The sequence below is a fragment of the Williamsia herbipolensis genome, from assembly GCF_036153515.1.
Lineage (GTDB): Bacteria > Actinomycetota > Actinomycetes > Mycobacteriales > Mycobacteriaceae > Williamsia_A > Williamsia_A herbipolensis.
On record NZ_CP108021.1, the window covers coordinates 517,557 to 535,598 of the forward strand.

An 18,042-nucleotide genomic window follows, 5' to 3' on the forward strand; every position below is an offset into this window, starting at 1 on the left:
TGAGAGGCGACCGCCGGACATGACCCGAGGTCAGGCGCCGAACGAACCGGGCCCGCGGCGGCGGAGGTACTTCTCGAACTCCGCGGCGAGCGCGTCGCCGTCGATCTTCGACAGCGCGTCGTCGGTGCCGGCCTCGGCGTCGCCGCGCTCCTCGAGGCCACGGACGTAGTCGGCGATCTCCTCGTCGTCCTCGGTCATCTCGGTGACCGCCTGCTCCCATTCCTCGGCCTGGGCGGGCAGATCGCCGAGCGGCACCTCGAGATCGAGGACCTCCTCGACCTGACCCAACAGCGCCACCGTCGCCTTGGGATTCGGCGGCGTCGACACGTAGTGCGGGACCGCGGCCCAGAACGACACCGCGGGGATGCCGGCGTGGACACACGCGTCCTGGAGGACACCGGTGATGCCCGTCGGGCCCTCGTACCGGCTCTCCTGCAGGTTGTAGGCCAGCGCGGAATCGGTGCTGTAGGCCGTGCCGGTCACCGGCACGGGCCGGGTGTGGGGTGCGTCGGCGAGGAGTGCACCGAGGATGACCATGGTCTGCACGTCGAGCGACCGCGCGATGTCGAGGATCTCCGCACAGAATCCACGCCATCGCATGTTCGGTTCGATGCCGCGGAGCAGGACGACGTCACGGTCGGATCCGGGCGGGCTGCACCACGAGATCGACGTGGCCGGCCACTCGATTCGTCGCGTGACACCGTCGACCTGCTTTACGATGGGACGGTTGACCTGGAAGTCGTAGTAGTCGTCGGAATCGATCTCGGCGAGGGGTTGCGCATCCCAGATCAGGGCCAGATGTTCGACCGCGCCGCTTGCGGCGTCACCGGCATCGTTCCAGCCCTCGAACGCTGCGACGAGGATCGGTGACCGCAATGCGGGGAGATGGCCGGTCTTCTCAGCGTGCACCGAACCAGCCTACGACCGAACACCGATAGGGAGCGAACTACGCTGAGTACCATGTCTGCCACCACCGGAACCGATTCGTACGACTCGACGTTCCTCGACGCGATGGCCAAACGGGTCCTCGTGGGCGACGGCGCCATGGGCACGATGCTCCAGGCCGCCGATCTCACCCTCGACGACTTCAACAATCTCGAGGGCTGCAACGAGATCCTCAACGACACCCGTCCCGAGGTCCTGGCCGGTATCCACCGCGCCTACTTCGAGGCCGGCGCCGACGCGGTCGAGACCAACACCTTCGGCTGCAACCTCTCGAACCTCGGCGACTACGACATCGCCGACCGCATCCGTGAGCTCGCCCGCAAGGGCGTCGCGATCGCCAAGGGTGTGGCCGACGAGATGGGACCGTCCGACGACGGCACCCCGCGTTTCGTCCTCGGTTCGGTGGGCCCCGGTACCAAGCTGCCGTCGCTGGGCCACACGACCTTCGCGGTGATCCGCGACGCGTACCAGGAGTGCGCCCTGGGCATGCTCGAGGGCGGCGCCGACGCGATCCTCATCGAGACCTCGCAGGACCTGCTGCAGGTGAAGGCGGCGGTGCTGGCCGCCAAGCGCGCGATGGAACAGCTCGGTCGGCGGATCCCGATCATCTCCCACGTCACCGTGGAGACCACCGGCACGATGCTGCTCGGGTCGGAGATCGGCGCGGCGCTGGCGGCCATCGAACCGCTCGGCGTCGACCTGATCGGTCTCAACTGCGCGACCGGACCGGCCGAGATGAGCGAGCACCTGCGGTACCTGTCCAAGCACGCGCGCATCCCGGTGTCGGTCATGCCCAACGCCGGTCTGCCGCAGCTCGGCCCGAAGGGCGCCGAGTACCCGCTGCTGCCCGACGAGCTGGCCGAGGCGGTCAGCGGCTTCGTCTCCGACTACGGCCTGTCGTTCGTCGGCGGATGCTGCGGCACCACCCCCGAACACATCTCCCAGCTCGCCCAGGCCGTGCGCGGCACCACGAAGGGCACCCGGTCGGTCGAGCACGAGTCGGAGGTGTCCTCGCTCTACGCCTCGGTGCCGTTCGAGCAGGAGAACAGCTTCATGATGGTCGGGGAGCGGACCAACTCCAACGGCTCCAAGGCCTTCCGCGAGGCCATGCTCTCCGGCGACTACCAGAAGTGCCTCGACATCGCGAAGGACCAGACCCGCGACGGCGCGCACATGCTCGACCTGAACGTCGACTACGTCGGCCGCAACGGCGCCGAGGACATGACCGCGCTGGCCACTCGCCTCGCCACCTCGTCGACCCTGCCGATCATGCTCGACTCGACCGAGCCCGCGGTCCTGCAGGCGGGACTCGAGGCGCTCGGCGGTCGATGCGCGGTCAACTCGGTGAACTACGAGGACGGTGACGGACCCGACTCGCGTTTCACGAAGATCATGCAGCTCGCGGTCGAGCACGGCGCCGCGGTGGTCGCGCTGACCATCGACGAGGAGGGTCAGGCGCGTACCGCCGACTGGAAGGTCAGCGTCGCCGAACGCCTCATCACCGACATCACCGAGAACTGGGGGCTGGGCGAGGAGGACATCATCATCGATGCCCTCACCTTCCCGGTCTCGACCGGTCAGGAGGAGACCCGCAAGGACGGCATCGAGACCATCGAGGCCATCCGGCGGATCCACGAGGCGCACCCGTCGGTGCACTTCACCCTGGGTATCTCGAACATCTCGTTCGGCCTCAACCCCGCCGCGCGCCAGGTGCTCAACTCGGTGTTCCTGCACGAGTGCGCCCAGGTGGGTCTCGACACCGCGATCGTGCACGCCTCGAAGATCCTGCCGATGGCGCGGATCCCCGACGAGCAGCGCGAGGTCGCACTCGACCTCGTCTACGACCGTCGCGGGACCGACGGCGTCCGCAGCGAGGGCAATGCCGACTACGACCCGTTGCAGACGCTGATGGGTCTGTTCGAGGGCGTGTCGGCGGCGTCGGCGCGCGAGAGCCGCGCCGAGGAGATGGCGAAGCTCCCGCTGTTCGAGCGACTCGAGCGACGCATCGTCGACGGCGAGCGCAACGGCCTCGAATCCGACCTCGACGACGCGATGAAAGAGGTCCCGCCGCTCAAGATCATCAACGAGACCCTGCTCTCGGGCATGAAGACCGTCGGTGAGCTGTTCGGGTCGGGTCAGATGCAGCTGCCGTTCGTGCTGCAGTCGGCTGAGGTCATGAAGATGTCGGTCGCCCACCTCGAGCCGCACATGGAGGCGACCGGCGAGGACGGCAAGGGCCGCATCGTGCTGGCCACGGTCAAGGGCGACGTCCACGACATCGGCAAGAACCTCGTCGACATCATCCTGTCCAACAACGGTTACGAGGTGGTCAACATCGGCATCAAGCAGCCGATCGCGACGATCATCGAGGTCGCCGAGGACAAGCGCGCCGACGTGATCGGCATGTCCGGCCTGCTGGTGAAGTCGACGGTCGTCATGAAGGAGAACCTCGAGGAGATCAACTCCCGCGGGCTCGCCGAGAACTACCCGGTGCTGCTCGGTGGCGCCGCGCTGACGCGTGGCTACGTCGAGAACGATCTGTCGGAGACCTACGAGGGCGACGTGCACTACGCACGGGACGCCTTCGAGGGTCTGCGTCTGATGGACGACATCATGTCGGCCAAGCGTGGCGGCGGTTCGACGCAGGATCCCGAGGCGAAGGCCGCCGCCGAGGCGAAGACCGCCGAACGCAAGGCGCGGCACGAGAAGTCGGCCCGTATCGCGGCCAAGCGCAAGGCCGAGCAGGCGCCCGTCGAGGTGCCGGCACGCTCGGACGTGGCCGCCGACAACGAGATCCCGACTCCGCCGTTCTGGGGATCGCGCATCGTCAAGGGCATCCCCATCGCGGACTACCGCGGGCTGCTCGACGAACGTGCGCTGTTCCTCGGGCAGTGGGGTCTGCGGGGCACGCGCAGCGGCGACGGTCCCAGCTACGAGGAACTCGTCGAGACCGAGGGACGTCCGCGCTTCCGCGAGTGGATCGACCGTCTGTCGACGGGCAACATCCTGCAGCACGCCGCAGTGGTCTACGGCTACTTCCCGGCGGTCAGCGAGGGCGACACCGTTCATGTGCTGACCGAGCCGCGGCCCGACGCCGACGTCCGGTTCAGCTTCGAGTTCCCGCGTCAGCAGCGCAGTCGGTTCCTCTGCATCGCCGACTTCATCGCGTCGAAGGAGCGGGCCACCGAGCTCGGTCAGGTCGACGTGCTGCCGTTCCAGCTCGTGACGATGGGCCAGCCCATCGCCGATTTCGCGAACGACCTGTTCGCGAAGGACTCCTACCGCGACTACCTCGAGGTGCACGGCATCGGCGTGCAGCTCACCGAGGCGCTCGCCGAGTACTGGCATCAGCGGGTGCGCTCGGAGCTCACCTTCGACGGCGGTTCGGTCGCCGGCGACGACCCGACGTCACCGCAGGGGTTCTTCGATCTCGAATACCGCGGCGCGCGTTACTCGTTCGGCTACGGCGCGTGCCCCGATCTCGAGGACCGCGCGAAGATGATCGAGCTGCTCGAGCCGGGCCGCATCGGGGTCGAGCTGAGCGAGGAACTGCAGCTGCATCCCGAGCAGTCCACCGACGCGTTCGTCCTGCACCACCCCGAGGCCAAGTATTTCAACGTCTGAGGTGGGTTGGTCCGGCGTGGCCTCGACCGATCCCGCGCACGGCGCGCTCCCGCGCGCGGTGCTCTGGGACATGGACGGGACCCTGCTCGACTCCGAGAAGCTGTGGGACGTGGCGATGGCCGAGCTCGCGGTACGGCTCGGCGCGGTGATGACGGTGGAGCTGCGTCAGTCGACGCTGGGCAACTCGATGGTCGGCGCGATGACGAAGCTCTTCGACGCTGCCGGTGTGCCGGAGGCGCAGCGTGACCTCGACGACCAGGCGCATTGGTTGCGGGGTCGGGTCGCGGAGCTTTTCGCCGACGGCATCCCGTGGCGGCCGGGGGCCGACGCCGCGCTGCGGACCATCGCGGCCGCCGGGATCCCGATGGTGCTCGTGACCAACACCGAACGGGATCTCACCGAGCGGGCGCTGCCGACCATCGGCAAGCACCGGTTCGCCCACACCCTGTGCGGCGACGAGGTGGCCGAGGGCAAACCGGCACCCGACATCTACCTCGCCGCGGCGCGGGCGGCCGGGGTGTCGCCGGCGGACTGTCTGGCCATCGAGGACTCACCGACCGGCGCGGCCGCCGCCGGGGCGGCCGGTTGTCCGACGCTGGTCGTGCCGTCCGACGCCGAGGTCCCGCAGGCACCGGGACGCACGTTCCGCGAGAGTCTCGTGGGACTCGACATGGCCGGGGTGTCCGACGCCTGGCGTCGCGGTCGGGCCGCCCATGGGGCCATGGGAGACTGATCTCCCGTGAAGACCTTCGACGACCTCTTTGCCGAGCTCACCGAGCGTGCCGCGACCCGACCGGAGGGCAGCGGGACCGTGGCCGCGCTCGACGCCGGCGTGCACACCCTCGGGAAGAAGATCATCGAGGAGGCCGGCGAGGTGTGGTTGGCCGCCGAGCACGAGTCGGACGAGTCGCTCGGCGAGGAGATATCCCAGTTGCTCTACTGGCTGCAGGTGATGATGATCAAACGTGGTCTCACACCGGCCGACGTGTACCGGTACCTGTAGACACCTCGTTCACCACAGACCGACCGTCACGTCCCTCACGAAGGAAACAGATCACATGCTGCGCGTTGCCGTGCCGAACAAGGGTGCGCTGTCGGAATCGGCCGCGGCCATGCTCGCCGAGGCGGGTTACCGCCGACGCACCGACGCCAAGGACCTGACCGTCCTCGACTCCGCCAACGACGTCGAGTTCTTCTTCCTGCGTCCCAAGGACATCGCCATCTACGTCGGGTCGGGCGAGCTCGATCTCGGCATCACCGGCCGTGACCTCGCCTGGGATTCGCAGGCGCCGGTCACCGAGAGCCTGTCGCTGGGTTTCGGGGCGTCGACCTTCCGCTACGCCGGCCCCGTCGACACCGAGATGACCGAGGCCGACCTGTCGGGACGCCGGATCGCGACGTCGTTCGCCAACATCGTCCGCGCCGATCTCGACCGGCGCGGTATCACCGCCGAGATCATTCGACTCGACGGAGCCGTCGAGATCTCCATCCAGCTCGGCCTGGCCGACGCCATCGCCGACGTCGTCGGATCGGGACGCACACTGCGGCAACACAATCTGCGGGCGTTCGGCGACGTGATGTGCCAGTCGGAGGCCGTGCTCATCCACGGCGCCGACGTCGCGCCGTCCCGCGCGGCCGAGCAGCTCATCAAGCGCATCGAGGGCGTCGTGGTCGGGCAGCAGTACGTGATGATGGATTACGACTGCCGCAAGGATCTGCTCGACGCCGCCGTCGCGATCACCCCGGGACTGGAATCACCCACCGTGGCACCGATGGCCGACGAGAACTGGGTCGCCGTGCGCGCGATGGTCCCGAGGGCGGGACACCAGTCGGTGATGGACGACCTGTCGGCCATGGGCGCCAAGGCCATCCTGGCCAGCGACATCCGCTCCTGCCGCTTCTGACCGGGTGCGGGCGGCTCAGCCCGCGCGGGTGATGAGGATCGTCTGACTCGACCGTCCCAGCGAACCCTCGGCGTCGAACAGGTCGGCCGCGGTGTAGCCGAACCCGTGCGCTCCGCCGACCATCGCGGCGTCGATCCCGGTCCAGTCGCCGGTCGGTGCACGGCGCAGGTGGATGGTGGTGTCGGTGTTCATCCACGTCCATTCCGTGGGCGAGAGCGTGGAGCCCAGACCGTTCGCGACGTCGACCATGCAGCAGGTGCGCACCAGTGGTGTGGCGGTCTCCCCGGCGACGATGTCGACGGCGGGCCGCAGCCACGCCAGCCGAGGTCGATCCGGGTCGGTGGAGGCGCGGAACTCGACGGTCGAGATGAAACCCGATGCACCCCAACCGGCGTCGAGCCACGGCGGCAGCTCGCCGATCGTGTCGTCGCCGGCGGCGGGCACGGACGGGGACTCGACGGGCGCCGCGACCGCGGCGGTGTCGGAGGTGGCGATGAACCAGGCGGTGGCGCGAGCGGCGGTCCGGAAGTCACCCGAGGCGGTCTGCACGTCGAGTTCGGCCTGCACCTGCGCGATCTGTCGGCCCGGGCGGATGACCTGCGCGCGAACGCGGTTCTCCGACAGTCCGATCGCACCGAGGATGTCGACGGTGACCCGTGACATCGCCAGGTGCGTCGGCATGTCGAGGTTCTCGATCGCGCGGACCATCAGCGCCGACGGTGGGCCGCCGTGCTGGATGGTGTCGGTCCACACACTGACCGACTCGGCGGTCGGCATGAGGTGTTCCCAACCGTCGTCGGCGCCGAGCGGCACGTAGTAGCCGCGCGGGGCCGTCCCGGGGGCGCTCACGAGGCGAGGTGGTCGGCGGCCGTGTCCTCGGCGGGCGTGCCGGGCCATCCGGGGTAGGGCGGTATCTCGCCGCCGAACTCGGGGCAGCGGGCCTTGTGATCGCACCACGTGCACATCCGCGATCTCTTCGGCCGGAAGTCGCCGGTGGCCCCGGCGTCGAGGATCGCCCGCCAGATCGCGGTGAGTGTGCCGGCGAACCGTTCGAGTTCCTCGGCGTCGGGGGTGTAGCGCAGCTCCTGGCCGTCGGCGAGGTACATCAGCTGCAGACGTGCGGGGACGACGCCACGCAGCCGCATGATGGCCAGGGCGTAGAACTTCATCTGGAACAGTGCGCGGGCCTCGAACATCTCGCCGGGGGAGCGGCCGGTCTTGTAGTCGACGACGCGGACCTCTCCGGTCGGGGCGACGTCGATGCGATCGACGAACCCGCGCAGGGCGACGTCGTCGGCGATGTCGATCTCGATGCGCATCTCGCACGCCTGCGCGTCGAACGCCGTCGGGTCCTCCATCGTGTAATACGTGGCGATGAGCCGGTGTGCCTCGGCGAGGAACGCCGGGACATCGGCCTCGGCGACCAGCGACCGCAACTCGGGGTCCTTCTCGCACAGCACATCCCACGCGGCCTCGACGAGCACGTCGGCGGTGTCGGCGGTGCGCAGCGGCGCGGGGAGGTCGAAGAGGTTCTCCAGTGCCGAGTGCACGACCGTGCCGCGGACCTGCGCGGTCGTCGACGCCTCGGGGAACCGGTCGATCGCGCGATATCGGTACAGCAGGGGGCACTGCTTGAAATCCGCCGCGCGCGATGGCGACAGGGCCGGTCTGCGCGGCCCCTCGGGTGCGGGATCGACCAGCGGTGCGGGGTGTGTCGCTGTGGGGTTGAGGTCTGGCGCCGTGCTCACACCTGGCAGGGTATGCCTGATGTACGACACAGCCGCGCAGGACGCAACCGGCGACCCGATCGCGGCCGCCTCGGCGTTCACCGTCGGCGACCGCGTCCAACTGACCGACACCAAGGGCCGCAAGTTCACCGTCCACCTCGAGGCGGGGGGCAGTTTCCACACCCACCACGGGGCGATCGCCCACGACGACCTCATCGGCACCGACGAGGGCACGATCGTCTCCTCGACCCGCGGCGCCCAGTACCTGGCCCTGCGCCCGCTGCTCACCGACTACGTGTTGTCGATGCCGCGCGGCGCCCAGGTGATCTACCCCAAGGACGCCGCCCAGATCGTCACCGAGGGCGACATCTATCCCGGCAGTGTCGTGCTCGAGGCCGGCGCCGGGTCCGGCGCCCTGACCTGCTCACTGCTCCGCGCGGTCGGTCCGCAGGGACGGGTGCTGTCGTACGAGGTCCGCGAGGACCATGCCGAACATGCGGTCCGCAACGTCGAGACCTTCTTCGGCGAGCGTCCGGCGAACTGGGAACTCACCGTCGCCGACATCGTCGACTTCGCGGCCACGGCGAACGCCGCCGCATCGGTCGACCGCGTGATCCTCGACATGCTCGCGCCGTGGGAGACCCTCGACGCCGTGTCGTCGGTGTTGCGACCCGGTGGTGTACTCGTGGTTTATGTGGCGACCGTCACACAGCTCTCGAGGGTGGTCGAAGCCTTGCGTGAGCAGCAGTGTTGGACCGAACCGCGGTCGTGGGAGACCATGCTGCGCGAATGGAACGTGGTCGGCCTGGCCGTCCGCCCGTCACACAAGATGCAAGGTCACACCGCGTTTCTGGTGACCGCCCGACGTCTCGCCCCGGGCACGGTCACCCTCCGACCCCAGCGGCGCTCCAACAAGGGGTCGAACGACCGATGAACGACCGGGCGAGCGGTGGGCGTCATCCCAGTTAACGAGACGTCAACGTCGAACGTCGTGGCATGCGGGGCATGTCGCCCCGCACGCCGGTAGCGTGGGGTAACGGTGAAACCGATGGTGTTCCGCCGGGGAGAGGAGTCAGCAATGACCGAATCCGATCGCCACGACCCCGCAGGCGCGCAGAATTCGACCGCGCGCTCGACAGGCTCAGGCAACGCCCCCATGCCCGATACCGGGAACCGCGGTCTGCATGTCCCGCCGGACTCGACCGACACCGACCCGCAGACGCGCATCGAGACGCTGACCGCACGCAACGCGAAGCTGCTCGACACCCTCAAGGACGCACGTCAGCAGCTGCTCGCGCTGCGCGAGGAGGTCGACCGTCTCGGCCAGCCGCCGAGCGGCTACGGCGTGCTGCTCGACACCTACGAGGACTCGACGGTGGACGTGTTCACCTCGGGCCGCAAGATGCGCCTCACGATCTCGCCGAACATCGAGGTCGACTCGCTCAAACGCGGTCAGACGCTGCGCCTGAACGAGGCCCTCACCATCGTCGAGGCGCTCGCGTTCGACTCCGTCGGCGAGATCAGCACCCTGCGCGAGGTCCTCGGGACCGGCGACCGCGCCCTGGTCGTGGGTCACGCCGACGAGGAACGCGTCGTCTGGTTGGCCGAGCCCCTCATGGGCGAGGTCGACGGTGAGGACGGCCACCGCCGGAAGCTCCGCCCGGGCGACTCGCTGCTCGTCGACACCAAGGCCGGTTTCGCGTTCGAGCGCGTCCCGAAGGCCGAGGTCGAGGACCTCGTGCTCGAGGAGGTGCCCGACGTCGGCTACGAGGACATCGGTGGTCTCGGCCGCCAGATCGAGCAGATCCGCGACGCCGTGGAGCTGCCGTTCCTGCACAAGGACCTGTTCCGTGACTACTCGCTGCGCCCGCCGAAGGGCGTCCTGCTCTACGGCCCTCCCGGCTGCGGCAAGACGCTCATCGCCAAGGCCGTCGCCAACTCGCTGGCCAAGAAGATCGCCCTGGCCCGCGGCGACGACGCACGCGAGGCGAAGTCGTACTTCCTCAACATCAAGGGTCCCGAGCTCCTCAACAAGTTCGTCGGCGAGACCGAGCGGCACATCCGCCTGATCTTCCAGCGGGCCCGCGAGAAGGCCTCCGAGGGCACCCCGGTGATCGTGTTCTTCGACGAGATGGACTCGATCTTCCGCACCCGCGGATCCGGTGTCTCCTCCGACGTCGAGACCACCGTCGTGCCGCAGCTGTTGAGCGAGATCGACGGCGTCGAGGGTCTCGAGAACGTCATCGTGATCGGTGCGTCGAACCGCGAGGACATGATCGACCCCGCGATCCTGCGTCCCGGTCGTCTCGACGTGAAGATCAAGATCGAGCGCCCCGACGCCGAGTCGGCGATCGACATCTTCTCGAAGTACCTCGTCGACACCCTGCCGATCCACTCCGACGACATCGAGGAGTTCGGTGGCGACCGCGCCGCGTGCATCGCCGCGATGATCGAGCGCGTGGTGGAGAAGATGTACGCCGAGAACGACGACAACCGCTTCCTCGAGGTGACCTACGCCAACGGCGACAAAGAGGTCATGTACTTCAAGGACTTCAACTCCGGCGCGATGATCCAGAACGTCGTCGACCGGTCGAAGAAGTACGCGATCAAGTCGCAGCTCGAGACGGGCACACCGGGGCTGCGCGTGCAGCACCTGTTCGACTCGATCCTCGACGAGTTCGCCGAGAACGAGGACCTGCCGAACACCACCAATCCCGATGACTGGGCCCGCATCTCGGGCAAGAAGGGTGAGCGGATCGTGTACATCCGCACGTTGGTCACCGGCAAGAGCGCCGGCGCCAGCCGCGCGATCGACACCGAGACGAACACCGGCCAGTACCTGTAGGTCTCGTCGCAGCCTCTAGGCTCGGGGCATGCAACGAATCATCGGCACCGAGGTCGAATACGGCATCTCCGCACCCAACGAGGCGGGCGCCAATCCGATCATGACCTCGACGCAGGCGGTTCTCGCGTATGCCGCGGCGGCAGGCGTGCCCCGGGCGAAGCGGACGCGGTGGGACTACGAGGTCGAGTCGCCGCTGCGTGACGCACGCGGTTTCGATCTCGGTCGGGGTTCGGGCCCCGCACCGATCATCGACGCCGACGAGGTCGGTGCGGCGAACATGATCCTCACCAACGGTGCCCGGCTCTACGTCGACCACGCCCACCCCGAGTACTCCGCGCCCGAGGTCACCGATCCGATGGACGCGGTGATCTGGGACAAGGCCGGCGAACGGGTGATGGAGGCCGCGGCGCGCCACGTCGCGAGCGTCCCCGGTGCGCCGAAGCTGCAGCTGTACAAGAACAACATCGACGGCAAGGGCGCCTCGTACGGCACCCACGAGAACTACCTGATGGCCCGCGACACCCCGTTCACCTCGGTGATCACCGGCCTCACACCGTTCTTCGCCACACGCCAGGTGTTCACCGGCTCGGGCCGGGTGGGCATCGGCCAGTCCGGCGACGACCCCGGTTTCCAGCTGTCGCAGCGCGCCGACTACATCGAGGTCGAGGTCGGCCTCGAGACCACCCTCAAGCGCGGCATCATCAACACCCGCGACGAGCCGCACGCGGACCCCGACCGCTACCGGCGGCTGCACGTGATCATCGGCGACGCGAACCTCGCCGAGACCGCCACCTATCTCAAGGTCGGCACCGCCTCGCTGGTCCTCGACATCATCGAGGGCGGGGTGGACCTCCGCGACCTCGAACTCGCCCGACCCGTCACCGCGGTGCACAAGATCAGCCACGACCCGACCCTCACGCAGACCGTCGCGCTGGCCGACGGCCGCGAGATGACCGCCCTTGCGGTGCAGCGGATATACCACGAGCGCTGCGCCGAGTTCTTCCGCACGCGCGGCGGTGACGACCCTCGCGCGCAGCACGTCCTCGACACGTGGATCGACGTCTTGGACCGCCTCGAACGCGATCCGATGGAGTGTTCGGACATCCTCGACTGGCCGGCCAAGCTGCGTCTGCTGGAGGGGTTCCGCAACCGCGAGGGGCTTGCGTGGTCGGCCCCGCGGTTGCAGCTCGTCGACCTGCAGTACTCCGACGTCCGCCTCGACAAGGGGCTCTACAACCGGCTCGTCGCGCGCGGGTCGATGAAGCGACTGGTCACCGAGGCGCAGGTCATGGAAGCCGTGTCGTCGCCGCCGGAGAACACGCGCGCGTACTTCCGCGGCGAGTGCCTGCGCCGTTTCGGTGCCGACATCGCGGCCGCGAGCTGGGATTCGGTGATCTTCGACCTGGGTGGCGACTCGCTGGTGCGCATCCCGACCCTCGAGCCCCTGCGGGGCAGCAAAGCCCATGTGGGGGCGCTCCTCGATTCCGTCGACTCCGCGGCCGAACTGGTCGACCAGCTGACCAACTGAGTCCGCCCGCAGGTTCTCCCTCGAGGTACCGGTGGGTCGGCCACGCGGGCGACCCTTTCCGACATCGGCCCCGGTAGGGTGTTCCTACGGACCTTCCCGACGTGACGCCGGGTGAAGTCGCAGGCTCAAGGAGGCAGCAATGGCGCAGGAACAGACGAGGCGTAGCGGTGGCGGGGACGATGACTCCGGTACCGGTCCCGACACGAGTGCCGGCCAGGAACGTCGCGAGAAGCTCGCCGACGACACCGATGACCTCCTCGACGAGATCGACGACGTGCTCGAGGAGAACGCCGAGGACTTCGTGCGCGCCTATGTGCAGAAGGGCGGCCAGTGAGCGATCCGGTCACCTCGCTCGGTCGAGATCTCTCCTCGTTCTCCGATCATCTCCGGCGGAATGCGCCGGAACTGTTGCCCGACAGTCGATTCACCGCCTCGAACGGTGCTGACCTGATCCCGCACGGCACCACCATCGTCGCGGTCAACTTTCCCGGCGGGGTGCTGATCGCCGGTGACCGTCGCGCGACCGCGGGCAACATGATCGCCAGCCGCGACATCCGCAAGGTCTTCGTCACCGACGAGTACTCCGCGGCCGGCATAGCCGGAACGGCGGGCATCGCCGTGGAGATGGTCCGGTTGTTCGCGGTGGAGCTCGAGCACTACGAGAAGATCGAGGGCATCCCGCTCACACTCGACGGCAAGGTCAACCGTCTCGCCGCCATGGTGCGGTCGAATCTCGGTGCGGCCATGCAGGGTCTGGCCGCGATCCCGATGCTCGTCGGCTACGACGCCGACGGTGACGACAGCAATGGGGCCGATGAGAACCGTCGGGGGCGCATCTTCTCCTTCGACGTCGCCGGTGACCGGCACGAGGAGTTCGGTGGCTTCCAGGCCATCGGTTCGGGTTCGGTGTTCGCGAAGTCGGCGTTGAAGAAGCTCTACCGTCCCGATCTCGACACCGACTCGGCCCTGTCGATCGCCGTCGAGTCGCTGTTCGACGCCGCCGACGACGACTCCGCCACCGGCGGACCGGATCTGGTGCGCCGCATCGTCCCGACGGCGGTCGTGATCGGTCGCGACGGCGCACAGGAGATCGCCGCCGACCGCATCGAGGAGGCCGCTCGCGCGGTCATCGCGCAACGGACCGCAGCCAACGAGGCCGCTCCGTGGGGAGGCACGGTATGACGTTCCCGTACTACGCCAGTGCCGAGCAGATCATGCGCGACCGCTCGGAGTTGGCCCGCAAGGGAATCGCCCGCGGCCGCAGCGTCATCGTCCTCACCTACGCCGACGGCGTGTTGTTCGTGGCCGAGAACCCGTCGAACGCACTCCGCAAGGTCTCCGAGATCTACGACCGCATCGGGTTCGCCGCGGTCGGCAAGTACAACGAGTTCGAGAGCCTGCGCAAGGCCGGGATCCAGCACGCCGACATGCGGGGCTACAGCTACGATCGCGCCGATGTGAGCGGGCTGTCGCTCGCCAACGCCTACGCCAACACCCTCGGTTCGGTGTTCACCGAGCAGGCCAAGCCGTTCGAGGTCGAACTGTGCGTCGCCGAGATAGGCCCGTTCGGGAGCACGAAACCCGCTCAGCTGTACCGCATCACCTACGACGGCTCGATCAACGACGAGACCCGTTTCCTGGTCATGGGTGGCGCGAACGAGGCCATCTCCACGGCCATGAAGGACGGCTACGTCGCCGACTCCGACCTCGCCACGGCCCTGACGACGGCAGTGGCGGCCTTGGGTTCCCCGGCCGCACCGGCGAACGGGTCCTCGGCCCCGACTCCCGAACCGCGCGTGCTGACCGCGGGGGATCTCGAGGTCGCGACCCTCGACCGCAACCGACCGCGCCGCGCGTTCCGACGTCTGTCGGCCGACGCGGTGGCGGCCATGTTGCCGACGCCGGCGTCGACATCCGATCCTGCCGACGGCGAGTCGACCCCGGAGTAGGACGTCCCGACGTCTCGCCACACGACGGGCCCTCCTCGGCGGGAACCGACCCGCTCACCGCTGCACCGGTAGGGTTGAGCGAGTGGAACGACGAATCATGGGCATCGAGACCGAATTCGGTGTGACCTGCACTTTTCATGGTCATCGACGCCTGAGCCCGGACGAGGTCGCGCGGTATCTGTTCCGGCGGGTGGTGTCGTGGGGCCGATCGTCGAACGTGTTCCTGCAGAACGGCGCGCGTCTCTACCTCGATGTGGGTTCGCACCCCGAGTACGCGACCGCCGAATGCGACAGCCTCGTGCAGCTCATCAACCACGATCGCGCCGGCGAACTGGTGCTCGAGGAGTTGCTGATCGACGCCGAGCGGCGTCTCGCTGACGAGGGCATCGGCGGCGACATCTACCTGTTCAAGAACAACACCGACTCGGCGGGCAACTCCTACGGATGCCACGAGAACTACCTCGTGGTGCGCGCGGGGGAGTTCTCCCGCATCTCCGACGTGCTGTTGCCGTTCCTCGTGACCCGTCAGCTGATCTGCGGCGCCGGGAAGGTGCTGCAGACCCCGAAGGCGGCCACCTACTGCCTGTCGCAGCGCGCCGAGCACATCTGGGAGGGCGTCTCCTCGGCGACCACGCGGTCGCGGCCGATCATCAACACCCGCGACGAACCGCACGCCGACGCCGAGAAGTACCGCCGACTCCACGTCATCGTGGGCGACTCGAACATGGCCGAGACCACCACCATGCTCAAGGTCGGTACCGCGGCACTGGTGCTCGAGATGATCGAGGCCGGCGTGGCGTTCCGCGACTTCGCCCTGGACAACCCGATCCGCGCGATCCGCGAGGTCAGCCATGACACCACCGGGCGCCGTCCGGTACGGCTCGCCGGCGGACGTCAGGCCAGCGCGCTGGACATCCAGCGCGAGTACCACGCGCGGGCGGTCGAGCACCTACGCAACCGCAAGCCCGATCCCGAGATGGACCTCGTCGTCGACCTGTGGGGCCGCACCCTCGACGCGGTCGAGAGCCAGGACTTCTCCTCGGTCGACACCGAGATCGACTGGGTGATCAAGCGCAAGCTCTTCCAGCGCTACATCGATCGCTACGACATGGACATGTCGGACCCGAAGATCGCCCAGCTCGACCTCGCCTTCCATGACATCAAGCGGGGCCGCGGTGTCTTCGACCTGCTCTCGCGTAAGGGACTGGTCAAGCGGGTCACCACCGACGAGGCGATCGCCGCCGCGGTCGACGAGCCCCCGCAGACCACCCGCGCGAAACTGCGTGGCGACTTCATCTCGGCGGCGCAGAAGGCGGGTCGCGATTTCACCGTCGACTGGGTGCACCTCAAGCTCAACGACCAGGCCCAGCGCACGGTGCTGTGCAAGGACCCGTTCCGCAACGTCGACGAGCGAGTCGATCGCCTCATTGCGTCGATGTAGGTCGGCGGTGTCCTAGGCTTGGCGGTGATGGCCACCACCAAAGTCGAACGTCTGATGAACCTGGTGATCTGCCTGTTGGCGAGCCCCCGGTTCGTGACGGCCGAGCAGATCCGCAGCAGCGTCACCGGCTACGGCGAGTCGAAGACCGACGAGGCGTTCAACCGCATGTTCGAGCGCGACAAGACCGAACTGCGCGACCTCGGCATCCCCTTGGAGACCGGTCGCGACTCGGCGTTCAGCGACACCGACGGGTACCGCATCAACCGCGACGCCTACGAACTGCCGGCGATCGCGCTCGACCGCGACGAGGCCGCCGCGGTCACCATGGCCGCCGCGCTGTGGGACACCCCGACGATGGCCGCCGCGGCCCGCGGCGCGCTGCTCAAACTGCGCGCCGGTGGTGTCGAACTGGGCGCCGATTCGGCCCTCGACGTCGGCGTGCACAGTGCCGCACCCCGATCGATGGGGTCCGAGGCGGTGCTCGCCGCCCTGCTCGCCGCAATCGACCACGGCCGCGGCGTCACCTTCGAACACCGACCGACCCGCACCCGACCGGTGGCCACTCGACACCTCGAACCGTGGGGCGTCGTGACCCACCGGGGTCGGTGGTACGTGGTGGGCCACGACCTCGAGCGCGGCGAGACCCGTACGTTCCGACTGTCACGCATCTCCGAACCGGTGGTCGAGACCGACCAGGTCGTGCACCGTCCCGAGGGCGTCGACCTCCGCGAGGTCGTGGCCGCGGCGGTCGGGTTCGGCGACGGCGCCCACACCCGCTCGGCCACCGTCTGGGTGGCCGATGGTCGCGCGGAGGGCATGCGGCGGTCGGCGGTGTCGTCGGAGCCGCGTGAGCTCGGGGGACGCAGCGGATCGGCCCTGCGGATCGAGGGCTGGACCGTCGACTCGCTGGCCCGTCAGGTCCTCGGCGCCGGTGCCGACGCGGTGGTGCTCGAACCGGCCGATCTGCGGGACCGGGTGGTCGCCGACCTGCGCACGCTCGCCGCCGAGGTGACGGCGTGACCGCCCCCGCGCCGTCGCGCCTGAGCCGCCTGCTGGCGATGGTCCCGTACTTCCTGGCGCATCCGGGCACCAGCGCCGACGAGGCCGCGGCCGACCTCGGGGTCACACCGAAAGAGGTGATGGCCGACCTGAACCAGCTGTGGATGTGCGGTCTGCCCGGCTACACCCCGGGCGATCTCATCGACCTCGATTTCAGCGAGGAGAGCATCCAGGTCACGTTCTCGGCCGGGATCGACCGGCCCCTGCGCCTCACCCCGACCGAGGCGTCGGTGCTGCTGGTCGCCCTGCGCGCACTCATCGACATGCGCGGCGTGCTCGACCCCGGGGCCGCGCGGCGGGCGATCGCCAAGGTCGAGCGCGCCGTCGGCAGCGCGCGCGACGCCGGCGACCCGAGCGGCCCTATGGAGGCGGGGGAGTCGTCACACGCCGGTGAGTCCGCTGAGAACGTCGACGTGTCCGCGTCGGTGGCCGCGGTCCGGGACGCGGTCCGCGGATCGCATGCGGTGTGGATCCGGTACTACTCGGCATCGCGCGACGCGGTGTCCGAACGCATCGTCGACCCGGTGCGGATCGTGGCCGTCGACGGCAACAGCTACCTCGAGGGGTGGTGCCGACAGAGTGCGGGTATCCGTCTGTTCCGCCTCGACCGCATCGACGAGGCGCGTGTGCTCGACGAACCCGCGGCCGTCCCCGACGAGCCCGATCCCGAGGCCACCCTCGCCCTCTTCAACGCCGACCCGCAGCTCCCCACGGCGCTCATCACCATCGACCCGTCGGTCGCGTGGGTCATGGACTACTACCTCATCGAGCCGCTCGACGACGTGGCCGCGACCGCGACCGACACGCCGATCCGGGCGCGAATGACCTACGGCTCGGAGGACTGGCTCACCCGGTTCGTTCTCGGGTTCGGGGGCCGCATCCGCCTGATGAACGCGCCGGGTGCCGCCGCTGAGGTGACCCGCCGTGCCGCCGCCGCGCTCGCCGCCTACGACGGGCCCACCGGGTGACGCGGCGGCGCGGTCGTCGTCCCGCGGTCGCACGGGTCGTGTCCGGTAGCAT

At 68.7% G+C, this 18,042-nt stretch carries 16 protein-coding genes; 13 read left to right on the top strand and 3 right to left on the bottom strand.

Going from position 1 to position 18,042, the window contains the following annotated elements; translation table 11 throughout:
- Positions 1-30: 30 nt before the first annotated feature.
- Complete coding sequence (locus OG579_RS02360) at positions 31-909, bottom strand: PAC2 family protein (RefSeq protein ID WP_045822781.1); 879 nt, start codon at positions 907-909, stop codon at positions 31-33.
- Between the two features lie 51 nt (positions 910-960).
- Between OG579_RS02360 and metH the strand changes: the two genes are divergently transcribed.
- The 4 genes from metH to hisG are packed head-to-tail and all read left to right on the top strand — an operon-like array spanning position 961 to position 6,473.
- Positions 961-4,569, top strand: a complete 3,609-nt coding sequence (gene metH, locus OG579_RS02365; protein ID WP_328857933.1) for a methionine synthase — start codon at positions 961-963, stop codon at positions 4,567-4,569.
- Positions 4,570-4,585: 16 nt separating this feature from the next.
- On the top strand, positions 4,586-5,302 hold the full coding sequence (locus tag OG579_RS02370) for an HAD family hydrolase (RefSeq protein ID WP_328857934.1): 717 nt from the start codon (positions 4,586-4,588) through the stop codon (positions 5,300-5,302).
- Positions 5,303-5,308: 6 nt separating this feature from the next.
- Entirely contained in the window at positions 5,309-5,572 is a 264-nt protein-coding gene (locus tag OG579_RS02375; protein ID WP_045822783.1) for a phosphoribosyl-ATP diphosphatase, read from the top strand.
- A 55-nt stretch (positions 5,573-5,627) separates the two neighbouring features.
- Positions 5,628-6,473: an ATP phosphoribosyltransferase gene (gene hisG / locus OG579_RS02380; protein ID WP_045822784.1), complete on the top strand. Its 846-nt coding sequence runs from the start codon at positions 5,628-5,630 to the stop codon at positions 6,471-6,473.
- Between the two features lie 15 nt (positions 6,474-6,488).
- Here the strand turns inward: hisG and OG579_RS02385 are convergent, their stop codons facing one another.
- Positions 6,489-7,322 (bottom strand): thioesterase family protein, encoded by an 834-nt coding sequence (locus OG579_RS02385; protein WP_328857935.1) that lies wholly within the window; start codon positions 7,320-7,322, stop codon positions 6,489-6,491.
- A complete protein-coding gene (locus OG579_RS02390; protein ID WP_408068730.1) occupies positions 7,319-8,221 on the bottom strand; it encodes a RecB family exonuclease in 903 nt (300 codons plus the stop codon). Before OG579_RS02390 ends, OG579_RS02385 begins: the two co-directional genes overlap by 4 nt.
- A gap of 19 nt (positions 8,222-8,240) precedes the next feature.
- On the opposite strand from OG579_RS02390, the gene OG579_RS02395 reads away from it, so the two are divergent.
- The 9 genes from OG579_RS02395 to OG579_RS02435 all read left to right on the top strand — a co-directional run bounded on the left by OG579_RS02395 (position 8,241) and on the right by OG579_RS02435 (position 17,990).
- Positions 8,241-9,134: a tRNA (adenine-N1)-methyltransferase gene (locus tag OG579_RS02395; RefSeq protein WP_045822785.1), complete on the top strand. Its 894-nt coding sequence runs from the start codon at positions 8,241-8,243 to the stop codon at positions 9,132-9,134.
- Between the two features lie 144 nt (positions 9,135-9,278).
- Entirely contained in the window at positions 9,279-11,045 is a 1,767-nt protein-coding gene (gene arc / locus OG579_RS02400) for a proteasome ATPase (protein WP_328857936.1), read from the top strand.
- A gap of 28 nt (positions 11,046-11,073) precedes the next feature.
- Positions 11,074-12,573: a depupylase/deamidase Dop gene (dop, locus tag OG579_RS02405; RefSeq protein WP_328857937.1), complete on the top strand. Its 1,500-nt coding sequence runs from the start codon at positions 11,074-11,076 to the stop codon at positions 12,571-12,573.
- A 139-nt stretch (positions 12,574-12,712) separates the two neighbouring features.
- On the top strand, positions 12,713-12,907 hold the full coding sequence (locus OG579_RS02410; protein WP_045822788.1) for a ubiquitin-like protein Pup: 195 nt from the start codon (positions 12,713-12,715) through the stop codon (positions 12,905-12,907).
- The gene (gene prcB / locus OG579_RS02415; RefSeq protein WP_328857938.1) at positions 12,904-13,755 is read left to right on the top strand and encodes a proteasome subunit beta; all 852 of its coding nucleotides are present in this window, start codon (positions 12,904-12,906) and stop codon (positions 13,753-13,755) included. The genes OG579_RS02410 and prcB overlap by 4 nt, the downstream gene beginning before the upstream one ends.
- On the top strand, positions 13,752-14,522 hold the full coding sequence (gene prcA, locus OG579_RS02420) for a proteasome subunit alpha (RefSeq protein WP_045822790.1): 771 nt from the start codon (positions 13,752-13,754) through the stop codon (positions 14,520-14,522). The genes prcB and prcA overlap by 4 nt, the downstream gene beginning before the upstream one ends.
- An 82-nt stretch (positions 14,523-14,604) precedes the next feature.
- A complete protein-coding gene (pafA, locus tag OG579_RS02425; protein WP_150116479.1) occupies positions 14,605-15,963 on the top strand; it encodes a Pup--protein ligase in 1,359 nt (452 codons plus the stop codon).
- A gap of 27 nt (positions 15,964-15,990) precedes the next feature.
- A complete protein-coding gene (locus tag OG579_RS02430; RefSeq protein ID WP_328857939.1) occupies positions 15,991-16,983 on the top strand; it encodes a helix-turn-helix transcriptional regulator in 993 nt (330 codons plus the stop codon).
- A complete protein-coding gene (locus OG579_RS02435) occupies positions 16,980-17,990 on the top strand; it encodes a helix-turn-helix transcriptional regulator (protein WP_328857940.1) in 1,011 nt (336 codons plus the stop codon). The genes OG579_RS02430 and OG579_RS02435 overlap by 4 nt, the downstream gene beginning before the upstream one ends.
- The last annotated feature ends 52 nt before the right edge of the window (positions 17,991-18,042 follow it).